14 protein-coding genes are annotated in these 18,540 nt (G+C 64.9%); 5 read left to right on the forward strand and 9 right to left on the reverse strand.

The annotated features are described in order from the left end of the window. Positions 1-54 precede the first annotated feature (54 nt). Entirely contained in the window at positions 55-2,319 is a 2,265-nt protein-coding gene (locus GCN78_RS20155) for a TonB-dependent receptor domain-containing protein (protein WP_152253284.1), read from the forward strand. 184 nt (positions 2,320-2,503) lie between these two features. On the opposite strand, the gene GCN78_RS20160 is transcribed toward GCN78_RS20155, so the two are convergent. The 3 genes from GCN78_RS20160 to GCN78_RS20170 form a co-directional block, all read right to left on the reverse strand. Then, the gene (locus GCN78_RS20160) at positions 2,504-3,862 is read right to left on the reverse strand and encodes a diguanylate cyclase (RefSeq protein WP_152253285.1); all 1,359 of its coding nucleotides are present in this window, start codon (positions 3,860-3,862) and stop codon (positions 2,504-2,506) included. 277 nt (positions 3,863-4,139) lie between these two features. After that, a complete protein-coding gene (locus GCN78_RS20165) occupies positions 4,140-5,333 on the reverse strand; it encodes an aminotransferase-like domain-containing protein (protein ID WP_152253286.1) in 1,194 nt (397 codons plus the stop codon). Between the two features lie 176 nt (positions 5,334-5,509). Next, a complete protein-coding gene (locus GCN78_RS20170; protein WP_152253287.1) occupies positions 5,510-6,421 on the reverse strand; it encodes a DMT family transporter in 912 nt (303 codons plus the stop codon). A gap of 132 nt (positions 6,422-6,553) precedes the next feature. Between GCN78_RS20170 and GCN78_RS20175 the strand changes: the two genes are divergently transcribed. From GCN78_RS20175 to GCN78_RS20185, 3 genes are all read left to right on the forward strand, one after another. Beyond that, on the forward strand, positions 6,554-7,972 hold the full coding sequence (locus GCN78_RS20175) for an aminotransferase-like domain-containing protein (protein WP_226939737.1): 1,419 nt from the start codon (positions 6,554-6,556) through the stop codon (positions 7,970-7,972). Positions 7,973-8,069: 97 nt separating this feature from the next. After that, entirely contained in the window at positions 8,070-9,989 is a 1,920-nt protein-coding gene (gene htpG / locus GCN78_RS20180; protein ID WP_152253288.1) for a molecular chaperone HtpG, read from the forward strand. 130 nt (positions 9,990-10,119) lie between these two features. After that, positions 10,120-10,485: a hypothetical protein gene (locus GCN78_RS20185; RefSeq protein WP_152253289.1), complete on the forward strand. Its 366-nt coding sequence runs from the start codon at positions 10,120-10,122 to the stop codon at positions 10,483-10,485. Here GCN78_RS20185 and GCN78_RS20190 read toward each other — a convergent pair. Next, positions 10,462-11,193, reverse strand: coding sequence for an alpha/beta fold hydrolase (locus GCN78_RS20190; RefSeq protein WP_152253290.1), 732 nt, complete (start codon positions 11,191-11,193; stop codon positions 10,462-10,464). The two genes, GCN78_RS20185 and GCN78_RS20190, sit on opposite strands and share 24 nt — an antisense overlap. A 134-nt stretch (positions 11,194-11,327) precedes the next feature. On the opposite strand from GCN78_RS20190, the gene GCN78_RS20195 reads away from it, so the two are divergent. Beyond that, the gene (locus GCN78_RS20195) at positions 11,328-12,365 is read left to right on the forward strand and encodes a hypothetical protein (protein ID WP_152253291.1); all 1,038 of its coding nucleotides are present in this window, start codon (positions 11,328-11,330) and stop codon (positions 12,363-12,365) included. 2 nt (positions 12,366-12,367) lie between these two features. Here the strand turns inward: GCN78_RS20195 and GCN78_RS20200 are convergent, their stop codons facing one another. From GCN78_RS20200 to kynU, 5 genes are all read right to left on the reverse strand, one after another. Beyond that, on the reverse strand, positions 12,368-13,393 hold the full coding sequence (locus tag GCN78_RS20200) for a leucine-rich repeat domain-containing protein (protein ID WP_152253292.1): 1,026 nt from the start codon (positions 13,391-13,393) through the stop codon (positions 12,368-12,370). Between the two features lie 2 nt (positions 13,394-13,395). Beyond that, positions 13,396-15,462, reverse strand: a complete 2,067-nt coding sequence (locus tag GCN78_RS20205) for a toxin-antitoxin system YwqK family antitoxin (RefSeq protein ID WP_152253293.1) — start codon at positions 15,460-15,462, stop codon at positions 13,396-13,398. 109 nt (positions 15,463-15,571) lie between these two features. Further along, positions 15,572-16,117: an RBBP9/YdeN family alpha/beta hydrolase gene (locus GCN78_RS20210; RefSeq protein WP_152253294.1), complete on the reverse strand. Its 546-nt coding sequence runs from the start codon at positions 16,115-16,117 to the stop codon at positions 15,572-15,574. A gap of 15 nt (positions 16,118-16,132) precedes the next feature. Next, on the reverse strand, positions 16,133-17,020 hold the full coding sequence (kynA, locus tag GCN78_RS20215) for a tryptophan 2,3-dioxygenase (RefSeq protein ID WP_152253295.1): 888 nt from the start codon (positions 17,018-17,020) through the stop codon (positions 16,133-16,135). Positions 17,021-17,028: 8 nt separating this feature from the next. Then, entirely contained in the window at positions 17,029-18,279 is a 1,251-nt protein-coding gene (gene kynU / locus GCN78_RS20220) for a kynureninase (RefSeq protein WP_152253296.1), read from the reverse strand. Positions 18,280-18,540: the final 261 nt, after the last annotated feature.

The raw sequence follows: 18,540 nt of genomic DNA on the forward strand, positions 1-18,540 counted from the left end.
CTGCGCTTTCTCATTCCACAAGCATCAAGTAAGCAGACCCAGGCAAGGATAGCGATGAAGAGCAGCAGCAAACAAGGATGGACCCCGATGGCCGCCGCGCTGGCGCTGGCATTGGGCGGCGCGCACGGCCATGCGTGGGCTGCGGCGATGGCCGACGAGGCTGACGCCGTGCAGATGCCCGCCATCAGCGTGTTTGGCGACGCCATCAGCGCCGGCACGGCCGGGCGCTCGTACATCAACAGCGCCGACATCGAACGCCAGCAGGCCGACAATGTCGCGTCCTTGCTCGACACCTTGCCCGGCGTGGACCTGGCCGGCACGGCCCGTCCCAGCGGCCAGAGTCTCAATATCTGGGGCTTCAATAAAGTGCAGGACGTGAAAGTCATCCTCGATGGCGTGCCCAAGGGCTTCGAGAAATACCGCCAGGGTTCCATCTTCATCGAACCGGAACTGATCAAGCAGATCGAGGTGAACAAGGGCGCACATACGAGCTTGTATGGCAATGGTGGCTTCGGCGGCGTCATCACGGTCGAGACCAAGGATGCGCAAGACTTGCTGGAAGGGGTCGAGAAAGCAGGCGCCATGCTCAAGTACTCGCGCCACTCGAACAATGGCGAAAATGACGCCACCGTGGCCGTCTACGGCCGCACGGAAGATGGCCGCTTCGATGCGATGGCCTTTACCACGCGGCGCAAGTCCGACGATTTGCGCAAGCCCGATGGCAAGCCGTTCCGCTTTTCCGCCATCGATGCGCCATCGAGCCTGGCCAAGCTGAATATCCGTCTGACGCCGGAGCAGCTCTTGACCCTGACGGCGATGAGGAGCGGCAGCTCGGGCTGGGGCCCGTTCGCCGCCATGGGCGAGGACGTGCCCACGCCGACCGAGGCGGACATCAAAAAATATGGACTGGAGGAGGCGTGGCAGCGCAAGGCCGTGTACCGTGACCAGGACGACGACACGTATTCCGTGAAGTGGCAGTACGCGCCGCAGGATAATCCGTGGATCAAGCTGACGGCCAGCGCCGGCTATTCGTACACGGACCAGCATGACAAGCGCCTGCCATCGGTCTCGCCGGGTTCCTACCTGGGGTCGCTGGGCAACGAGAGCTGGGCTTCGTACGTGGACCGCATCGCGGAGGTGCGCAACGAAAGCGTGTTCGCCACGGGCGCCGTGTCGCACGTGCTGCAAACGGGCCTGCAATGGCACAAGAACGTGCGCGACACCTTGATGTACTACCCGTCGTCGACGGCGCTGAAGGACCCCAGCTACAACCATGGCTACTTCCAGCCGTATTACATGCCGGCCGGGCGCCAGGAAACCACGGGCCTGTATCTGCAGGATGCGATGACGTTTGGCGACCTGACGGTGACGGCGGCGCTGCGCCACGACCGGGTCGTCTCCGAGGGCGTGCCGAACAAGGCGTCGCGTTACAACAGCCCGCTGGCGGCGGCCGGCCATGACTTCAGCGAGAAGGTGCACGCGGACTGGTCGCCCCGCCTGGGCCTGTTCTGGAAGGCGTCCGGCACGCTGGCCTTGTTCGGCGACGTGAGCCGCACCTGGCGCGCGCCGACGATCGACGAGATGTATTCGAATGAATACTATGTGTCGTCCAGGCTCGGATCCTCGACGCCGGGCACCAGCCGCGAGCTGGCCGTCGAGCGCGTGACGGCCGCGCGCACGGGCGTCATGCTGCACCGGCAGAACGTGTTCATGGAGCGCGATGACGTGCAGCTGCGCCTGACGGCCTACCGCAACCGTGTCAGCGACAATATCGGCCCGCGCCTGGGCATTTTGATCGAAGGCTATGTGCCGGGATCGGGCAAGGTGCCGCCGGCCCTGTCGTCCTACCGCAACCTGGCCGGTTTCCATACGCAGGGCGTGGAGGTCGAGTCCTATTACAACTCGCCGCGCCTGTTTGCCAGCGCGTCGCTGTCGAAGCAGCGCGGCACGCGCACCGGTTCCCAGCGCGACCCGTGGGGCCGGGATGAACCCGTGTCGACCATCGCGCCGGATAAATTGATGGCGGGCCTGGGCTGGCGCATGCCGGACCTGGGCGCCAGCATCGGCTGGCAGGGCCGCTTCGTGGCAAAGCAGGAGCGCGTCCTGCCGGTGGGGAGTGTCTACCGTTTGCCGCCGTCGAAAGGCTATGCGCTGCACACCGTGTTCGCATCGTGGAATGGCAGGCAGGGCATCTGGCGCGGCACGGAAGTGCGCCTGACGGTCGACAACGTCTTCAACCGCAACTACATGCCGTACTTGAGCGAAGCCGTTACCGGCGTGGGGCGCAATGCAAAGTTGAGCGTGTCACGTAAGTTTTGATTAATTTTAAGAATGGCGGGCCGGAGACGCGGGCCTGAGAAAATGCCGATGGCGGCGTTGCAGCTTCCTTGCCGTACTTGCGTACTGTCTGCGTCGCTGCGCCTTGCCCTCGACATTTTTCAGGCCCGCTTGGCCCGGGGTGCCTTTTTTTGTGACTTGGGCCTACTCCCGGTTCGCCGTATCCTTAACGTAACACCAACGCCTTGACCGTTTCCCAGGACGCGCTGTCCGACTGCGTGACGCGCACCTGGTTGCGGCCTGCTTCTTTGGCCTCGTACAGGGCGCGGTCGGCGGCGACGAACAGCGCTTCGCGCTGGTCCAGCTGGTGCGGGCGGATGGTCGCCACGCCGATGCTGACGGTGATCCACGGCGAGGTGATCGATCTCGGGTGCGGCAGTTGCAGTGACTCGATGTGCGCGCGGATGGCTGCGGCCAGGTGCAGTGCGCCTTCGGCATCCGTGTCGGCGAACAGCATGACGAATTCCTCGCCGCCGTAGCGTGCCGCCAGGTCGCCCGGGCGGGCGGCGTGCGAGGCGATGGCTTGCGCCACCTGCTGCAGACAGCTGTCGCCGGCCGGGTGGCCCAGGCTGTCGTTGTACAGCTTGAAGTGGTCGACGTCGAGCACCACCAGCGACAGGGTGCCGCTAGCGCGCACGGCGCGCTGCCATTCCTTTTCCAGGAAGCTGTCGAAATGCCGGCGGTTGGCGATCTGTGTCAGCGGGTCGAGGTAGGCGGCGCGCTGCAAGGCGTCTTCCGACTGCTTGTGGTGGGTGATGTCGTGCAGCAGGCCGATATACAGGGGCTGGCGCAGGTACATGGGCGTCAGGGTCAGGTCCATGCTCAGCGCCTCGCCGTTGCGGTGGCGGATCGCCACTTCGCGCGTGCCATGGTTGTGCGCCTTTTCCGGATTGGCTGCGTACATGGCGAAGTAATCGAGGTATTCCTGCGTCACCAGGGGACTGAGCAACTCGCCGATGAAGCGCCCGGCCAGTTCGTTTTCGCGGTAGCCCAGGTACTGGTCGCAGGCCGGGTTGGTGTACTGGATGCGGCCATCGGCTTCGATGATCAGCAAGCCCTCGGCCATGTTGTTGACGATGGTGCGCAGACGCTCGGCCTGTTCCTGCTGGGTTTCATTGTTGCTGCGGATTTGCAGCTGGGCGCGCACGCGCGCACACACTTCGGCCATGCGCAGCGGCTTGCTGATGTAATCGACGGCGCCGCAGTCGAAGCCGGCCACCACGTCTTCCGTGTCCGTCTTGGCGCTCATGAAGATGACGGGGATGCCCTGCGTCAGCGGGTGCTGCTTGAGGCGACGGCACGTTTCGATGCCGTCCATGTCCGGCATCAGCACGTCGAGCAGGATCAGATCGGGATGGGCGCGCTGGGCGATCGCCAGCGCCCGTTCGCCGGACGTGGCGACATAGGTTTGATAACCTTGCTCGCTCATCAGCTTGCGCAGCAGCTCAAGGTTGGCCGGCGCATCGTCGACAATCAAAATGGCGGCGTCGCGCCGCTGGGAATGCCCCACACTGCCTGAACTCATTGCTTCCGGCCTTCTCGATGTACTCTGCGATGCCAGCGTTTGCTGCATTTTCGGTGATGCTGACCGGGGTCAAATCTGATACAGCGGTCAAATCATACCTCCTTGCCAATTTTTTGGGTGAAAAAATCGACGTTGGAAGAGGTGGAAAGTATTATTTTTATGTTATTTTTAAAAATAAATACACGCAGTTGCTATCGTGAAGGCGGTTTTTAAGGGGAAAAGACGCGTGCCCCGCCTGGCGCCGGGAGGGGCGGCAGGCGGGGCATGGAGGGGGCAGTTACATTTTTGCGGCGATCAGTTTGCCCAGGATGGCGATTCCTTCGCGGATGCGTTCCGGCGGCACCGTCACGAACGACAGGCGCAGGGTGTGCGTTTCCGGCGTGTTCGCGTAGAACGGCGCGCCCGGCACGAAGGCGACCTTGTTGGCGATGGCTTCATCGAGCAGTTGCATCGCATCGATGTGCTTCGGCAGGGTGACCCAGATGAACATGCCGCCTTCCGGTTTCGTCCACGTGACGCCGGCCGGGAAGTGCTCTTCCAGCGCGGACAGCATGGCCTGGCACTGGTTGCCGTACAGGCTGCGGATGCTCGGGATATGCCGGTCCAGGAAGCCATCCTTGATGACCTCGTGCACGACCATCTGCGTCAGTTGCGAGGTGTGCAGGTCGGCCGCCTGCTTGGCCAGTTCCAGGCGGCGCACCAGCGGCATCGGCGCCACCACATAGCCGAGGCGGATGCCGGGCGTGAGCACTTTCGAGAACGAGCCCATGTAGATCACGCCGTCCGGATTCATGTTGATCATCTTCGGATACGGCTCGCCGCTGTAGCTCAGGGCGCCGTACGGATCATCCTCGATCAGCGGCAGGCCGTGGCGGGCGCAGGTTTCCACCAGTTCCACGCGGCGCGCCACGGACAGGCTGCGGCCCGTCGGGTTCTGGAAGTTCGGCAGCGCGTACAACAGGCGCGCGCCATCGGCGACGGGGTTGATCGACGACGGCACCAGGCCTTCGTCATCGGTATCGACGGAAACGAATTCGGGACGGTAGACGGAAAACGCCTGCAGCGCGCCCAGGTAGCTGGGAGTTTCCACCAGAACCTTGCTGCCTTCGTCGATCAGCACCTTGCCCAGCAAGTCCAGCGCCTGCTGCGAGCCGGACGTCATCAGCACTTGTTCCGGCAGGATGGTGCTGCCGTTGGCGGACAGGGAATCGGCGATCCACTGGCGCAGCGGCAGGTAGCCGTCGGTGGGGCCGTATTGCAGGGCCACCTTGCCATTGTTCGACAGCACCTTGTCGAACGCGGTCTTCATTTCTTCCACGGGGAAGGTGGCGGGCGAGGGCAGGCCGCCAGCAAACGAGATGATCTCGGGACGCTGCGTGATCTTCAGGATTTCGCGGATGAACGAGCTTTGCAGCTGTTCCGCGCGTTCGGCAAAGCGCCATTGGATCGGATTCGGATTTTCAATTTTCATACGAGTCTCACAGAAGATGCCGAGCTGCGCCGGCTGGATTTGTTGGCCCGCTTGTGGCGGTGCGTGCGCAAGCGGCGCCGGATAGGCGTCGCCATGGTGCTGCGGTATTGTACGACTTGCACGCCGCTCTGCCCATCCGTACGCGCAAGGGCGTTGCAATTGGGCGTCAGGGCGCCTTATTTCAGCTTGCGTCCGATGGCCACGACGGCGATCACGGCGCCGGCAAACATCAGGCTTTCACCGGTCAAGGGCTCGTGCAGCAGCACGGCCGCGCCCACCAGGGTGAGGAAAGGCTGCAGCAGCTGCGTCTGTCCCACGCGGGCCACGCCGCCCAGCGCCATGCCCCGGTACCAGAAAAAGAAACCGATAAACATGGAAAACACGGAGATATAGGCAAAGCCCAGCCAGGCCGCGCCGCTGGCCTGCGCCATCAGCGCGCGCTGTGGCCAGGCGTTCCACAGCACCACGGGAAAGACAAATGGCACGGCCAGCAGCAGCGCCCAGGAAATCACGTGCTGGCCCGGCATGGCTTGCGCCAGGCGTCCGCCTTCGGCATAGCCGAGTGCCGCCAGCAGCACGGCGGCAAAGATCAGCCAGTCGGCCAGGTGGAAGCTGCCGCCGCCCTGGCGCAGCGCGAAGGCCACCACCAGCGCCGTGCCGAGCAGGGCCATCAGCCAGAAGCCCGCGGAAGGGCGTTCCTTGCCGCGCAGTACAGCAAACACGGCGGTGGCCAGCGGCAGGATGCCGACCAGCACGGCGCCGTGCGAGGCGGGCAGGCTGCGCATGGCGATCGACGTCAGCCAGGGGAAGCCCAGCACGCAGCCCAGCGAGACGAGCGCCAGCGGCAGCCATTGTTCGCGGCGCGGCATGGGCGCGCGCTGCTGCCATAGCCACAGGCCGGCCAGGCAGGCAGCCACCAGGGCGCGCCCCAGGGCGACAAAGGTGGGGTCGAGTTCGGCCACGGCCAGCCGCGTAAAGGGTAGTGTCAGACTGAAGAGGGCGACGGCGATCAAGCCCAGCAACAGGCCTGTGCGGTCGGCGCCGAGGCGCAGGGGAGAACTGGGGGAAGTGGTGGCGGGCGATGGCATGGCTGTCCTGGTGCGGGTGGCTGGGTCTGGGGGCGGGCTGGAACAATCCGCCCCGTACTGCTATCCTAGAGATGAATAGCAGTACAGTACAAATACACTTCGACGCATAATCTCACATACTGTCATGGTCATATGAGCAATACACTCCCTTTGTTGTCGCGTGCCTCGGGCGAAACCCTGATCGACCAGATCGCGCGCTCGCTGGCCGCGCGCATCGACGACAAGCTGCTGCGCGGCGGCGCGCGCATGCCCTCGATCCGCCAGTGCGCCGCCAGCCTGGCGGTGTCGTGCGCCACGGTGGTGGCCAGCTATGACAAGCTGGTGGCGCGCGGCTACCTGGAATCGCGGCGCGGCGCCGGCTTTTTCGTGCGCGAGCGCTCGCCCCTGAACACGCCGGCGCCGCCGGCTGGCGCGCAGGATGCGGCGGCGCAGCCGATGGACGTGGTGTGGCTGATCCGCAACATGTTCCGCCAGACGCCCGCCATCCCCGCGCCGGGCAGCGGTATGCTGCCCGCCGAGTGGCTCGATGGCGACCTGGTGGCGCGCGCCTTGCGCGACGTCAGCCGCCAGCCCGGCAGTTTGCTGCTGGGCTACGGCGCGCCGCAGGGTTTCCTGCCGCTGCGCCAGCAGCTGGAGCTGAAACTGGCGGGGCTGGAAATCACCTGTCCGCCCGAGCAGATCGTCACCACGGTGGGCGTGATGCAGGCGCTGGACCTGGTGGCGCGCGAGTTTGCGCGCCCCGGCGAGACCATTTTCGTCGACGATCCCGCGTACTGGCTGATGTTCGGCGCCTTTGCCGCCATGGGCATGCACGTCATCGGTATCCCGCGCCTGGCCGACGGCCCCGATATCGCCGTGCTGGCCGAGCTGGCGGCGCTGCACCGTCCCAAACTGTACGTGATCAATTCGGTGCTGCACAATCCCAGTTCGACGTCGCTGTCGGCGGCCAAGGCCTTCCAGGTGCTGCGCCTGGCCGAACAGCACGATTTCCTGATCGTCGAGGATGACATCTATTGCGACATGCATCCGGGCGGCGCGGTGCAGCCGGCCACGCGCCTGGCCGCGCTGGACCAACTGCGGCGCGTGATTTACCTGGGCGGTTTTTCCAAGAGCCTGTCGGCCAACCTGCGCGTGGGCTTCATCGCCACCTCAATGGAATGGGCGCAGCGCCTGGCCGACCGCAAGATGCTGGCAACGCTCACCACCAGCGACATCGGCGAACGCGTGGTGTACAAGATCCTCTCGCAGGGGCTGTACCGCAAGCATGCCGAGCGCCTGCGCGCGCGGCTCGACAAGGTGCGCGAGGGCACGTATCGCCGCGCCGAGCGGGCCGGCCTGCGCTTCGATCCGGCGCCGGCCGGCATGTTCGTGTGGGCCGATGCGGGCTGCGACACGAATGTACTGGCCGAGAAGGCGCTGGCCGAGGGGCTGGTGCTGGCGCCGGGCAGCCTGTTCTCGCCGCGCCAGTTGCCGTCGACCCGCATGCGCCTGAACCTGGCCACGGTGCAGGACCAGCGGGTCTGGGACTTTTTCGGCCGCGCTCTGGGTTAAACTGGACATTCCATGACATTCGGCGGGGCTCTTGAAATCGCTTGTACCATCCCCAACTCCGTAGCATCCGTCCCATCCACAAGACTATGAGGTAAAAATGGCTGTCTCCGAAAAGCAAACCCTGGGTTTTCAGACCGAAGTGAAGCAAATGCTGCACCTGATGATCCATTCCCTGTACTCGAACAAGGAAATCTTCCTGCGCGAATTGATCTCGAACGCGTCCGACGCGGCCGACAAATTGCGCTTCGAAGCGATCGATAACGACGCCCTGTACGGCAACGATCACGAATTGAAGATCAAGGTCAGCTTCGACAAGGATGCGCGCACCATCACCATTTCCGACAACGGCATCGGCATGACCCGCGACGAGGCGATCTCGCACCTGGGCACCATCGCCAAGTCGGGCACCAAGGAATTCTTCGGCAAGCTGTCGGGCGACCAGCAGCAGGACGCGGCCCTGATCGGCCAGTTCGGCGTGGGCTTCTATTCGGGCTTCATCGTCGCCGACAAGATCACCGTCGAAACGCGCCGCGCCGGCGCGGACGCCTCCGAGGGCGTGCGCTGGGAATCGGCCGGCGAAGGCGATTACAGCATCGAGACCATCGACAAGCCGTCGCGCGGCACCGACATCATCCTGCACCTGCGCGAAGGCGAGGACGAATTGCTGTCGAGCTGGAAGATCAAGTCCATCATCCGCAAATACTCGGACCATATCTCGCTGCCGATCGTGATGCAGAAGGAAGAGTGGGACGACGAGAAAAAAGAAACCGTCCTGAAAGACGAATTCGAAACCGTCAACCAGGCCAGCGCCCTGTGGGCCCGCAACAAGGCCGACATCACGCCGGAACAGTACGACGAATTTTACAAGCACGTGTCGCACGACTTCCAGTCGCCGCTCACGCACACGCACAACCGCGTCGAAGGCCGCAGCGAATACACGCAGCTGCTGTACATCCCGGCCAAGGCGCCGTTCGACATGTGGGACCGCAACAAGCGCGGCGGCATCAAGCTGTACGTCAAGCGCGTCTTCATCATGGACGATGCCGAGCAGCTGATGCCGACCTACCTGCGCTTCGTGCGCGGGGTGATCGATTCGGCCGACCTGCCGCTGAACGTGTCGCGTGAAATCCTGCAGGAATCGCGCGACGTCAAGGTGATCCGCGAAGGCTCGACCAAGCGCGTGCTGGGCATGCTGGAAGAACTGGCGAATGCGGACGAGCAGGACAAGAAGGACAAGTACGCCGTCTTCTGGAAGGAATTCGGCCAGGTGCTGAAGGAAGGCATCGGCGAAGACGCGGCCAACAAGGAACGCCTGGCCAAGCTGCTGCGCTTTGCCTCGACGGCCAACGACGGCGACGAGCAAATCACCTCGTTCGCCGACTATGTGGCGCGCATGAAGGAAGGCCAGGACAAGATCTATTACGTCACGGCCGACAACTACGCCGCCGCCAAGAACAGCCCGCACCTGGAAATCTTCCGCAAGAAGGGCGTCGAAGTGCTGCTGCTGACGGACCGCGTCGATGAATGGATGCTGTCGTTTATCCAGGACTTCGAAGGCAAGGAACTGGTCTCCGTCGCCAAGGGCGGCCTGGACCTGGGCGCGCTGGAAGACGAAGCGGAAAAGAAAGAGCACGAAGAAACGGAAACCTCGTACGCCGACCTGGTGGGCAAGATGAAGACGGTATTGGCCGACAAGGCCAAGGACGTGCGCGTCACGTTCCGCCTGACCGATTCGCCAGCCTGCCTGGTGGCCGATGAAAACGAATTGTCGGGCAACCTGTTGCGCATGCTCAAAGCTGCTGGCCAGAGCGCGCCGGAATCGAAGCCTATCCTGGAAATCAATCCGAACCACCCGCTGGTGACGCGTTTGAAGTATGAAGACGCGGAAGGCGGCAAGTTCGGCGACTGGGCCAACATCCTGTTCGACCAGGCCATGCTGGCCGAAGGCGGTTCGCTGGCCGACCCTGCCAGCTTCGTGAAACGCCTCAACGAATTGCTGCTCAATTCGGCGAAGTAAACGCTTTGTTGTCAGTGCGTAGATCGGATTAGCGGGGCCGTCGAGGCCAAGCGTAATCCGATACGGCGGCTGAGGCATTAGGGCCGGCCCTTTCCTCGTGAAAGGGCCGGCTTTTTCTTTAAGGGGGAGCATGAAAATTCGCCTGATGGCCGGCCTGGGCGCGCATGCGCTGGGCTGCCTGCTGTTTATCGCATTGAGCTGGCTGGGGTTTTATTTGTACACGCAGCTGTTCGGCAGCCTCGGCTCGCGCGGCGTGGCCGGCGGCCTGGCCCTGCTGCTGGTGTTTTACGTGTATGCGGGCACGAATCTGTTGCTGGCGCTGCTGCCGCCCGGCTGGTGGAAGCCTGCGCTGTGCGGTCTGCTGGGCGCGGCCGTCCTCGCGTACCTGCTGCCCCACCATCCGTTGCGGGCCATCTACTTCAGCGTGCTGTCGGGCGGCATGAGCTGGTTGGCGGTGCTGGCCAGCGCCCGTTTAAGCGGATACCTGCGCGGCTGACAGGCCCGCGAGAAAGGCGGCGACGGCGTCGGCTGCCGCTTCCGGCGCCGCCTGCAGCAGCATATGCGGCGCGGCGATGTCGACCAGCTGCGCGCCCGCTGCCTGCCGCAGTATATGCACGGCGTTCGCGGGCGGCACCAGGCGGTCGTGGCGGGCGCGCAGATACAGCACGGGCAGGCTGCCGCGCGCGAAGCTGCGCGAGGCGTCCGTTTCCAGCACGGCGCGCAGGCGCTGGCGCAGCACGTTGGGCGGCACGTGTGCCAGCGCGGCCGCCAGTTCCGCTTGCAGTTGCGGCGTGGCGCAGGGCGCCAGCAGCGCCTGGCGCAGGGCGAAGCCGGGCATGGCGCCAAAGGGCACAAGGCCGAGCAGGTGGCGCAGCGGCGCGAGCATCGGGCGCGGATTGCGCACGAACGAACAGCACAGGATCAGGGCGCGCATGCCGGGCGGCGGATCGGCGCGCAGGGCGGCGCCCAGCGGTCCTGAAAACGATTCGGCCAGCACGACGAAAGGACGGCCCTGCGGCAGGCGCTCGCGCACGAACGCTTCCAGGGCCGCATAGTCGAGCGGCGCGGCCGGATAGGCGATGGCCTGGGTGTCGATGGCGCCTTGCGCGCGCAAGGCGGCGTCAAAGCGGTGGAACAGCCGTGCCGTGCCATCCATGCCGGGCAGGAGGACAAGCAGTGTGGCGGCGGGAGGAGAGATCGTCATTGCGGCCATCATAACAGCCGCACCGGCGCACGCGCCGTCCGCCAGGCGCGCCGCATGGGGGCTGGCGCCATGCTAGAATCGCCAGCGCGTCATGCGTGGCCGCCATGGCGGCCAAATCCCCGACAGACAGAATCATGCATATCATTTTTTCGAATCACCGCACCCTGGGCGGCGTCTTGCTGGCCGCGGCTTGCGTCCTTTCCCCGCCGGCCGGCGCCACCGCGGCACCCTCGGCGCCGGCCGGCAAAAGCCTGTCTTCCCTGCTGACCGGAGGCCCCTTGCCGCGCCTGAGCGAAGCGCCGCAAGTGCGCGCGGCCCTGTTCGATTTCTTCGGTTACGCGCGTGGCAGCTATACGGAAGACGATGAGCTGCTGCTGGCGCAGGCGCTCGAAGCGATCAGCGAAAGGCGCGACGCCACGCGCACCGTGCTGGCCGATGGCCGCCAGTTGCTGGCGTCGATGAATGACCGCAAACAGGGCCGCGAACGGGGCGCCATGCTGCTCGACAAGCGCGGCGCCATCATCGCCTTTGGCCTGGTCAACGGGCATTGCCGCCTGGAGGGACAGCCGCTGGCGAAAGTCTGCAATCCTGATCCGAATGCGGTGCTGACGGTGTTCCACCGCAAGGGCATGCTGGTTGGCGAAGCGGCGCCCTTGCTGGCCTGGGCCCGGCAATTGCCGCCCATGCTGGCGCTGATCGCGGGCGACAAGGAAGCGGGCGCCGACGGGCAGAAGATCGCCAGCGTCGAGTATGTGCTGGCGCAGCCGGCCCTGCCGGGCTGGAACCGCGCCCAGTTGCCGCCAGCCTATCCGCCGGCGCTGCTGCCGCTGCTGCTCGATAAATCCACGGTGCTGACGTCGGCCGGCGCCGGCGTGTTCGCCTATCCGCTCACGCTCAAGGGCAAGAAGCAGAACAATGTGCTGGACCATGCCGAGGGCCGTCCGCCGCGCGACCTGGAAGTGGCGCTGCGCAGTTACGCCAGTTTCGATACGGTGGTGGAACGCTACCGCCAGCTGGCCAAGGGCGCCCGGCTGCAGCGCAATGAGCGCACGGCTTACCTCGATGGCGACATGGGGCAGGGCAGCTACCGCGTCTACATCCGCAACACGGGAGCCGATGGCGTGATGATCGACGTGGCGCTGTGGCAGCGCAAGCTGGCGGCCGGCCGCTGATTTCAGCCAGGGCGTGCCGGTTCGTAGCCCAGTTGCGCCAGCTGCGCGGCGATGGCGTCGTCGCGTGTTTTTTTGCCGGTGCGCAGGCGCGCATGCGTCAGGGACGCGGGCAGGCCATGCGCCAGCAAGGCGTCGATGTCGAGCATGGTCTCGGACGCCGACAACTGGCGCAGGGCGGGCAGGGCGGCGAGGCCGGGCAGGCTGTCGAGCGTCTTGCAGGTGTGCAGATTCAGGCGTTCGAGCACGGGATTGGGCCCCAGCGCGATCTGCCGCAGCTTGATCTGGTCTTCCACCCATAGCGCCTGCAGCAAGGGGAAGCGGCCGATGTCGCCCAGCGTTTCCAGGCCGCGCACGCGTATCACTTCCAGTTTCCTCAACAGCGGCGCCTCGATGTGGGCGAGCGATTCGCGGCCGCCCAGCTGCAACAGCAGCCTGTCCAGACGGGCCATCTCCGAGATGAAATCGAGCGGCACCTTGTTCTTGATGCGGTACAGCGACAGCTCGTGCAGCGCCGGCAGGCCGGCCAGGGTGTCGATATGCTGGTGATGGCCCTCGATGACCAGGCTGGCCAGGTGCGTATAGTGGCGCAGGGGCGCCAGGTCGATATTGTTCTTGGCCGACTCGCCCAGGTTCAGGTATTCGAGGCCGCGCAAATTCTCCAGTTGCAGGATGTCGGCTTGCGCCAGCTCGTACACGCCCAGGCTCAGGCGCTTGAGGTGGCGCAGCTCGCCCAGTGTTTCCAGATACAGGGCGTTGCGGTGGCAGTCGATGGACAGGCTGGCCACATGCGGCAGCGCGCGCAGGATGCGGGCATCGAACACCCTCGGGTCGTAACCGTAGATGCGGATGGTCAGCGCCGTGCCGCAGGTGGCGGCCAGGGCGTCGAGGTCGGCCAGCAGCGGCTCCGGCTCGGCCAGGGTATTGAACTGCACCAGCACCTGCTGGCCGCCCGCGATGGCGGCGCGGATCGCCGCGGCGTCGATGCGTTCGGGGTTCTGGATGCACAGCGGCTGTCCTGTTTGCGTCATGGTCACAGTCCTATCGGATAGTCTACTTGCCTGGGGGGCGGGCAGCCTTCCGGCCCCGGGAACGTCTGCTTGCCCGTGTCATCGTAGCGCTTGCCGCATTCCACGAGCACGCGCTTGCGGAAGGTGTAGATGCTGGCCACCTTGCCGTTCGGATGGTAGCAGATATTGTCGCCATCGCGGTCGGCCGACGCATAGCTGATCATGGTCTGGCCATTCACCGTGCGCGTGCTGTGGCCGCTGCGCGGCTCCGTGCATTTGAGCTGGCCGCTTTCGTAATACGCGTTGAAGACGGAGGTGTCGGCGGCGCGGTCGACCAGCAGTTCGTCCTTGCGCTTGCCGTTCGGGTAGTTCGAATAGCCTTCCTGGCGCTGGCCGTACTGGAAGGCGTAGTAGTACTGCGGCTTGCCATCCGGGTAGTACATGTGGTGGTACTCGCACACGTCGTCGCGCGTGCTTCCGTACTCCTTGAAGGTGCAGCGGTGGATGTCGTTGAGCAGCTGGCCGTCTTCATAGTATTCGCGCAGGTGCGTGAGCAGGCGGCCCTGGTCGATGACGGCCAGGCGTTCCGGCTTGCCGTTCGGGTAGTAGCGCGCGTCGAGGCCCTGCTTCTTGCCGTTGTCCCACAGCGTATCGAGACGCAGGATCTTGCCGCTGTCGTCGAACGCCTGTTCGCGCCCGTCCAGCTGGCCGTTGCGGTAGGTGGCCGTGTAGACCACGTATTCCTTGCCGGCCGGGCCAAGGTAGCGCGTGCGGCTGCCTTCGAGCACGCCGGCCTGGTAGTGGTCGCGCACGCGCAGCGCGCCTTGCGCATCCGTGTCGAGGGCCTCGCCCTGCTTCTTGCCTTTGACGAAAGTGACGCTTTGCGTGACCTTGTCCTTGAGCTTGAGCTTCCACGGCCCGTCGCGCAAGCCGTCGATGAAGCTGCCTTCGCCGTCTTCCGTGATCCATGCGCCGTGACGCGTGCCGTTCACGTAGGTGCCGCGCGTTTGCAGCTTGCCGCCCATGCGGCGTTCGTGCGGGCCGTTCAATTGGCCGCCGGCGTAGGTATCGAAACCCGTCACCTCGTCCTCGTCGGCATAATTGAGGACGGTCCAGCGGCCTTCGCGCTTGCCGGCCCGGTACATGCCGCTCTCGCTCTGTTTTGGGTAGTCGAAGTGCCACATGCCTTCCTGCAGGCCGTTGACGTAATGGCCTTTCTCGCTGCCTTCATGCATGCCCTCGCGCACCCACAGTCCCTGGCGCTTGCCCTTCACGTACTGGCCCCGCTCGACCACCGAGCCGTCGTCCCAGGCCAGGCTGTAGAGGACGGAAGGGCCGTCTTCGCTGCCCGTGAATTGCTGCGGTGCCGTTTCCCACGTCACTTGCCACAGCCGGTAATTGGGCAGGATGCCGGCGCCCGCGTCGCTGTACAGGGTGTAGCTGGCCGTCAGGTAATGGTCGCCTTTTTTCTGGAAGGTTTTCTTGTAGGTGATGGCCTCCTTGCCGGCACCGGCCACGGGCTTGCCTTCATCGCTGTAGTAGCCGACGATGGTGCCTTGCGTATGGTCGATGGCGTCGAAGTCCGCATTGCCGCTCTTGCCGCGCGGGACGCTGTAGTCCATCGGCGCCAGTTTCGCCAGCGCCGCCTTGACCGTTCCCGCGTTGGGAGAGCCGCCCTGCGCAGCGATGCGGTTCAGTGCCGGCTGCAAGCCGTCCAGGCGCCGGTACTTGCCGGAGCCGCGATGGTAGCGGTAGGCGCGCAGGCCGTTCCTGTCGCCCTGGCGGAACAGCACCAGCATGGTTTGCACGCTGCTGTCCGACTCCTTGTCCAGCGACGCGTAGAAGACGGAGCGGATGACGGCGTTGCCGAACTGGTCGAGCTGGAAGGTTTTCGAACTGCTGCTCGTGCACTCGCAGTAATAGCCGTTGACGCCATCCTTTTCCTTGAGGAAGGCGACGTCAAGCCCGCTGTCCTGCGCGGCGTGGATGGCGGGATGGGCGAGGCTCTTGCCTTCGTAGAACGGCGCGCCGTGGGCGAGGGCGGAGCAAAGCAGCAAGGGCAGGAGAACTGGCAAGAACGGATGTTTCATCGTGAGCCTGGCGCCGGGGCGCCGCAATGGAAAGGCCACGATTCTGCCTGCGTTCTTACTTGTGGGCAAATGCGCGCGCGTCTATCGTGTGCGCATGCGCACCCCTGGTTCAGGGCTGGTGCGCGGCGCAGAAATCCAGCAGCAGCTGTTCGCCGTCCGGCCAGGGACCGTAGCCGGCGTCGCCATTGATATGGCCGGCGTCGCCGATCATGGTGAAATCGCTGCCCCAGGCGGCGGCAAACGCGCGTGCGCGCGCGAAGCTGACGTAGGGATCGTCGCCGCTGGCCACCACCAGGCTGGGAAACGGCAAGGCTTGCAGCGGCATGGGCGCAAAGCCCGTCGTGCCGGCCGGGTAGGAAGACGCCTCCACGTCGCTGGGGGCGACGAGGAAGGCGCCGGCGATCTTGTGCGGCGAGCCGCTGGCCGCCCAATGGGCCACCAGCGTGCAGGCCAGGCTGTGCGCCGCCAGCACGGGCGGGCGCTCGCAGGCGGCGATGGCGCGGTCGAGCTCCGCCACCCATTCGTCCTTGTCCGGCGTCTGCCATTCCCGGTGCGGCACGCGCGACCATTGCGGGTGGCGCGCTTCCCAATGGGTTTGCCAATGCTGCGGCCCGGAATTCCACAGGCCGGCCAGGGTCAGGACGAGAGGCGACATCGATGCTCCTTGAGGTTATAACTCCGTGCGCAGGGCGAACAGCTCCGGGAACAATACCACGTCGAGCATCTTGCGCAAATAGCTCACCCCTGCGGTGCCGCCGGTGCCCGTCTTGAAGCCGATGATGCGCTCCACCGTCGTCACATGGCGGAAGCGCCAGAAGCGGAAGGCCGTTTCCAGGTCCACCAGCTTTTCGGCCAGTTCGTACAGGGCCCAGTGTTTCGACGGGTCGCGGTAGACTTCCAGCCACGCCGCCTTGACCGAGGCGTCGGAGGCGGTCGGCAGGGTCCAGTCGGCGTCCAGGCGCTCGGCGGAGATGGGCAAACCGCTGCGCGCCAGCAGCTTGATGGCTTCATCGTAGACGGACGGCGCGCGCAGGGCGGCGTCGAGCACCGCATAGGTTTCCGGCGCCGTCGTATGCACGTTGAGCAGGGCGGCGTTCTTGTTCCCCAGGATGAATTCTATCTCGCGGTACTGGAAGGACTGGAAGCCGGACGAGGCGCCCAGGTAAGGGCGGATGGCCGTGTATTCGGGCGGCGTCATAGTGGCCAGCACGTCCCAGGCATGCACCAGTTGATCCATGATGCGCGCCACGCGGGCCAGCATCTTGAAGGCGGGGGCCAGGTCGCCGCTTTGCAGGTTGGCGCGCACGGCGTGCATCTCGTGCAGCATCAGCTTCATCCACAACTCGCTCGTCTGGTGCTGCACGATGAACAGCATCTCGTTGTGGTTCGGCGACAGCGGATGCTGGGCCGTCAGGATGCGGTCCAGCGCCAGGTAATTGCCGTAGCTCATCGATTCGCTGAAATCCATCTGCGCGCCATGCCACTGCGCATCCAGGCCGCCTGCATGCATGGGGCAGCCGCTGGTGTTTTCCTTGTTCATATTCTTGTCGTCGCTCATGGGGTGGTTCAGGTGACCGCATCGCGCTTGGCGGCGATGTCGTAGGCTTGCGTGTCGAAGATGTCGCGCAGGATTTCCACGGCATCCCACACGTCGGCAAAGCTCGTGTACAGGGGCGTGAAGCCGAAACGCATGATGGCCGGTTCGCGGTAGTCGCCGATCACGCCGCGCGCGATCAGCGCCTGCATCACGGCATAGCCGTGCGGGTGCGTGAAGCTCACCTGGCTGCCGCGCCGCGCATGCTCGCGCGGCGTGACGAGGCCCAGCGGATGGCTGGCGCAGCGCTGTTCCACCAGCGCGATGAACAAATCGGTCAGGGCCAGCGACTTGCGGCGGATGGCTTCCATGCTTGTTTGCGCAAAGATCTCCAGGCCGCATTCGACCAGGGCCAGCGAGACGATGGGCTGCGTGCCGCACAGGGCGCGGGCGATGCCATCGGCGGGCGCGAAGCCCGGGTCCATGGCGAACGGCGTGGCGTGGCCCCACCAGCCGGACAAAGGCTGGCGGAAGCGCGCCTGGTGCTTTGCCGGCACCCAGATGAAGGCGGGCGAGCCGGGACCGCCATTCAGGTATTTATAGGTGCAGCCGACGGCCAGATCGGCGCCTGCGCCGTTCAGGTCCAGCGGCACGGCGCCAGCCGAGTGGGCCAGGTCCCACAGCGCCAGCGCGCCCTGCGCGTGGCAATGGCTGCTGATGGCGGCCATGTCGTGCTGGTAGCCGGTGCGGTAGTTGACGTGCGTGAGCATGGCGACGGCGCACTCGGCATCGATGGCGTGCGCCAGGTCGTCCGGGCTGTCGACCAGGCGCAGCTGGTAGCCGCGGTCGAGCCAGGCGGCCAGGCCTTGCGCCATGTACAGGTCGGTGGGGAAGTTGCTGCGTTCGCTGACGATGATGCGTCGCGCCGCATGGACCGGGTCGCTGGCCTGCATCTGCAGGGCGGCGGCCAGCGCCTTGAACAGGTTGACGGAAGTGGTGTCGGTGATCACCACTTCACCCGTGTGCGCGCCGAGCAGCGGTGCCAGGCGGTCGCCCAGGCGCTTGGGCAGGTCGAACCAGCCCGCCGTATTCCAGCTGCGGATCAGGTCGGTGCCCCATTCGGCCGTGATGACGTGCTGGGCGCGGGCCAGAGCCGCTTTCGGTCGTGCGCCCAGGGAATTGCCATCGAGGTAAATTACGCCTTGCGGCAAGTCGAATTGCTGGCGCAAGGGCGCCAGGGGATCGTCGAGGTCGCGCGCGCTGCAGTCTTGTCGAGAAATCATGGTGGCTTTCATGGTGATGCTTGTCTGGATGGCATGATATTGCTTGAGGCTTAAAGTATCACGCGGAAGTGGCAGTGTAGCAAATCCCCGCTGCACGGCGCGCTTTCCGGCAGAAAAGGCGGCGAAAAAATGTCCGCTTGCGGGGCGTCAACGAAAAAAATCACGATTTTTAAAAATATTTTCAAATAGCCCTAAAGTTCTGCGATTCGCCGCCGTCAACAACTACATGAACACCGGTAATCCGTCAGGCTGACGTCGATA

Origin of the sequence: Janthinobacterium rivuli (assembly GCF_009208735.1) — a bacterium.
GTDB lineage: Bacteria > Pseudomonadota > Gammaproteobacteria > Burkholderiales > Burkholderiaceae_D > Janthinobacterium.

Excerpts from the sequence above, each read along its gene's own strand:
- GCN78_RS20155 (WP_152253284.1), top strand. The coding sequence starts at position 55 with ATGAAGAGCAGCAGCAAACAAGGATGGACCCCGATGGCCGCCGCGCTG.
- GCN78_RS20160 (WP_152253285.1), bottom strand. The coding sequence starts at position 3,862 with ATGAGTTCAGGCAGTGTGGGGCATTCCCAGCGGCGCGACGCCGCCATT.
- GCN78_RS20165 (WP_152253286.1), bottom strand. The coding sequence starts at position 5,333 with ATGAAAATTGAAAATCCGAATCCGATCCAATGGCGCTTTGCCGAACGC.
- GCN78_RS20170 (WP_152253287.1), bottom strand. The coding sequence starts at position 6,421 with ATGCCATCGCCCGCCACCACTTCCCCCAGTTCTCCCCTGCGCCTCGGC.
- GCN78_RS20175 (WP_226939737.1), top strand. The coding sequence starts at position 6,554 with ATGAGCAATACACTCCCTTTGTTGTCGCGTGCCTCGGGCGAAACCCTG.
- htpG (WP_152253288.1), top strand. The coding sequence starts at position 8,070 with ATGGCTGTCTCCGAAAAGCAAACCCTGGGTTTTCAGACCGAAGTGAAG.
- GCN78_RS20185 (WP_152253289.1), top strand. The coding sequence starts at position 10,120 with ATGAAAATTCGCCTGATGGCCGGCCTGGGCGCGCATGCGCTGGGCTGC.
- GCN78_RS20190 (WP_152253290.1), bottom strand. The coding sequence starts at position 11,193 with ATGACGATCTCTCCTCCCGCCGCCACACTGCTTGTCCTCCTGCCCGGC.
- GCN78_RS20195 (WP_152253291.1), top strand. The coding sequence starts at position 11,328 with ATGCATATCATTTTTTCGAATCACCGCACCCTGGGCGGCGTCTTGCTG.
- GCN78_RS20200 (WP_152253292.1), bottom strand. The coding sequence starts at position 13,393 with ATGACGCAAACAGGACAGCCGCTGTGCATCCAGAACCCCGAACGCATC.
- GCN78_RS20205 (WP_152253293.1), bottom strand. The coding sequence starts at position 15,462 with ATGAAACATCCGTTCTTGCCAGTTCTCCTGCCCTTGCTGCTTTGCTCC.
- GCN78_RS20210 (WP_152253294.1), bottom strand. The coding sequence starts at position 16,117 with ATGTCGCCTCTCGTCCTGACCCTGGCCGGCCTGTGGAATTCCGGGCCG.
- kynA (WP_152253295.1), bottom strand. The coding sequence starts at position 17,020 with ATGAGCGACGACAAGAATATGAACAAGGAAAACACCAGCGGCTGCCCC.
- kynU (WP_152253296.1), bottom strand. The coding sequence starts at position 18,279 with ATGATTTCTCGACAAGACTGCAGCGCGCGCGACCTCGACGATCCCCTG.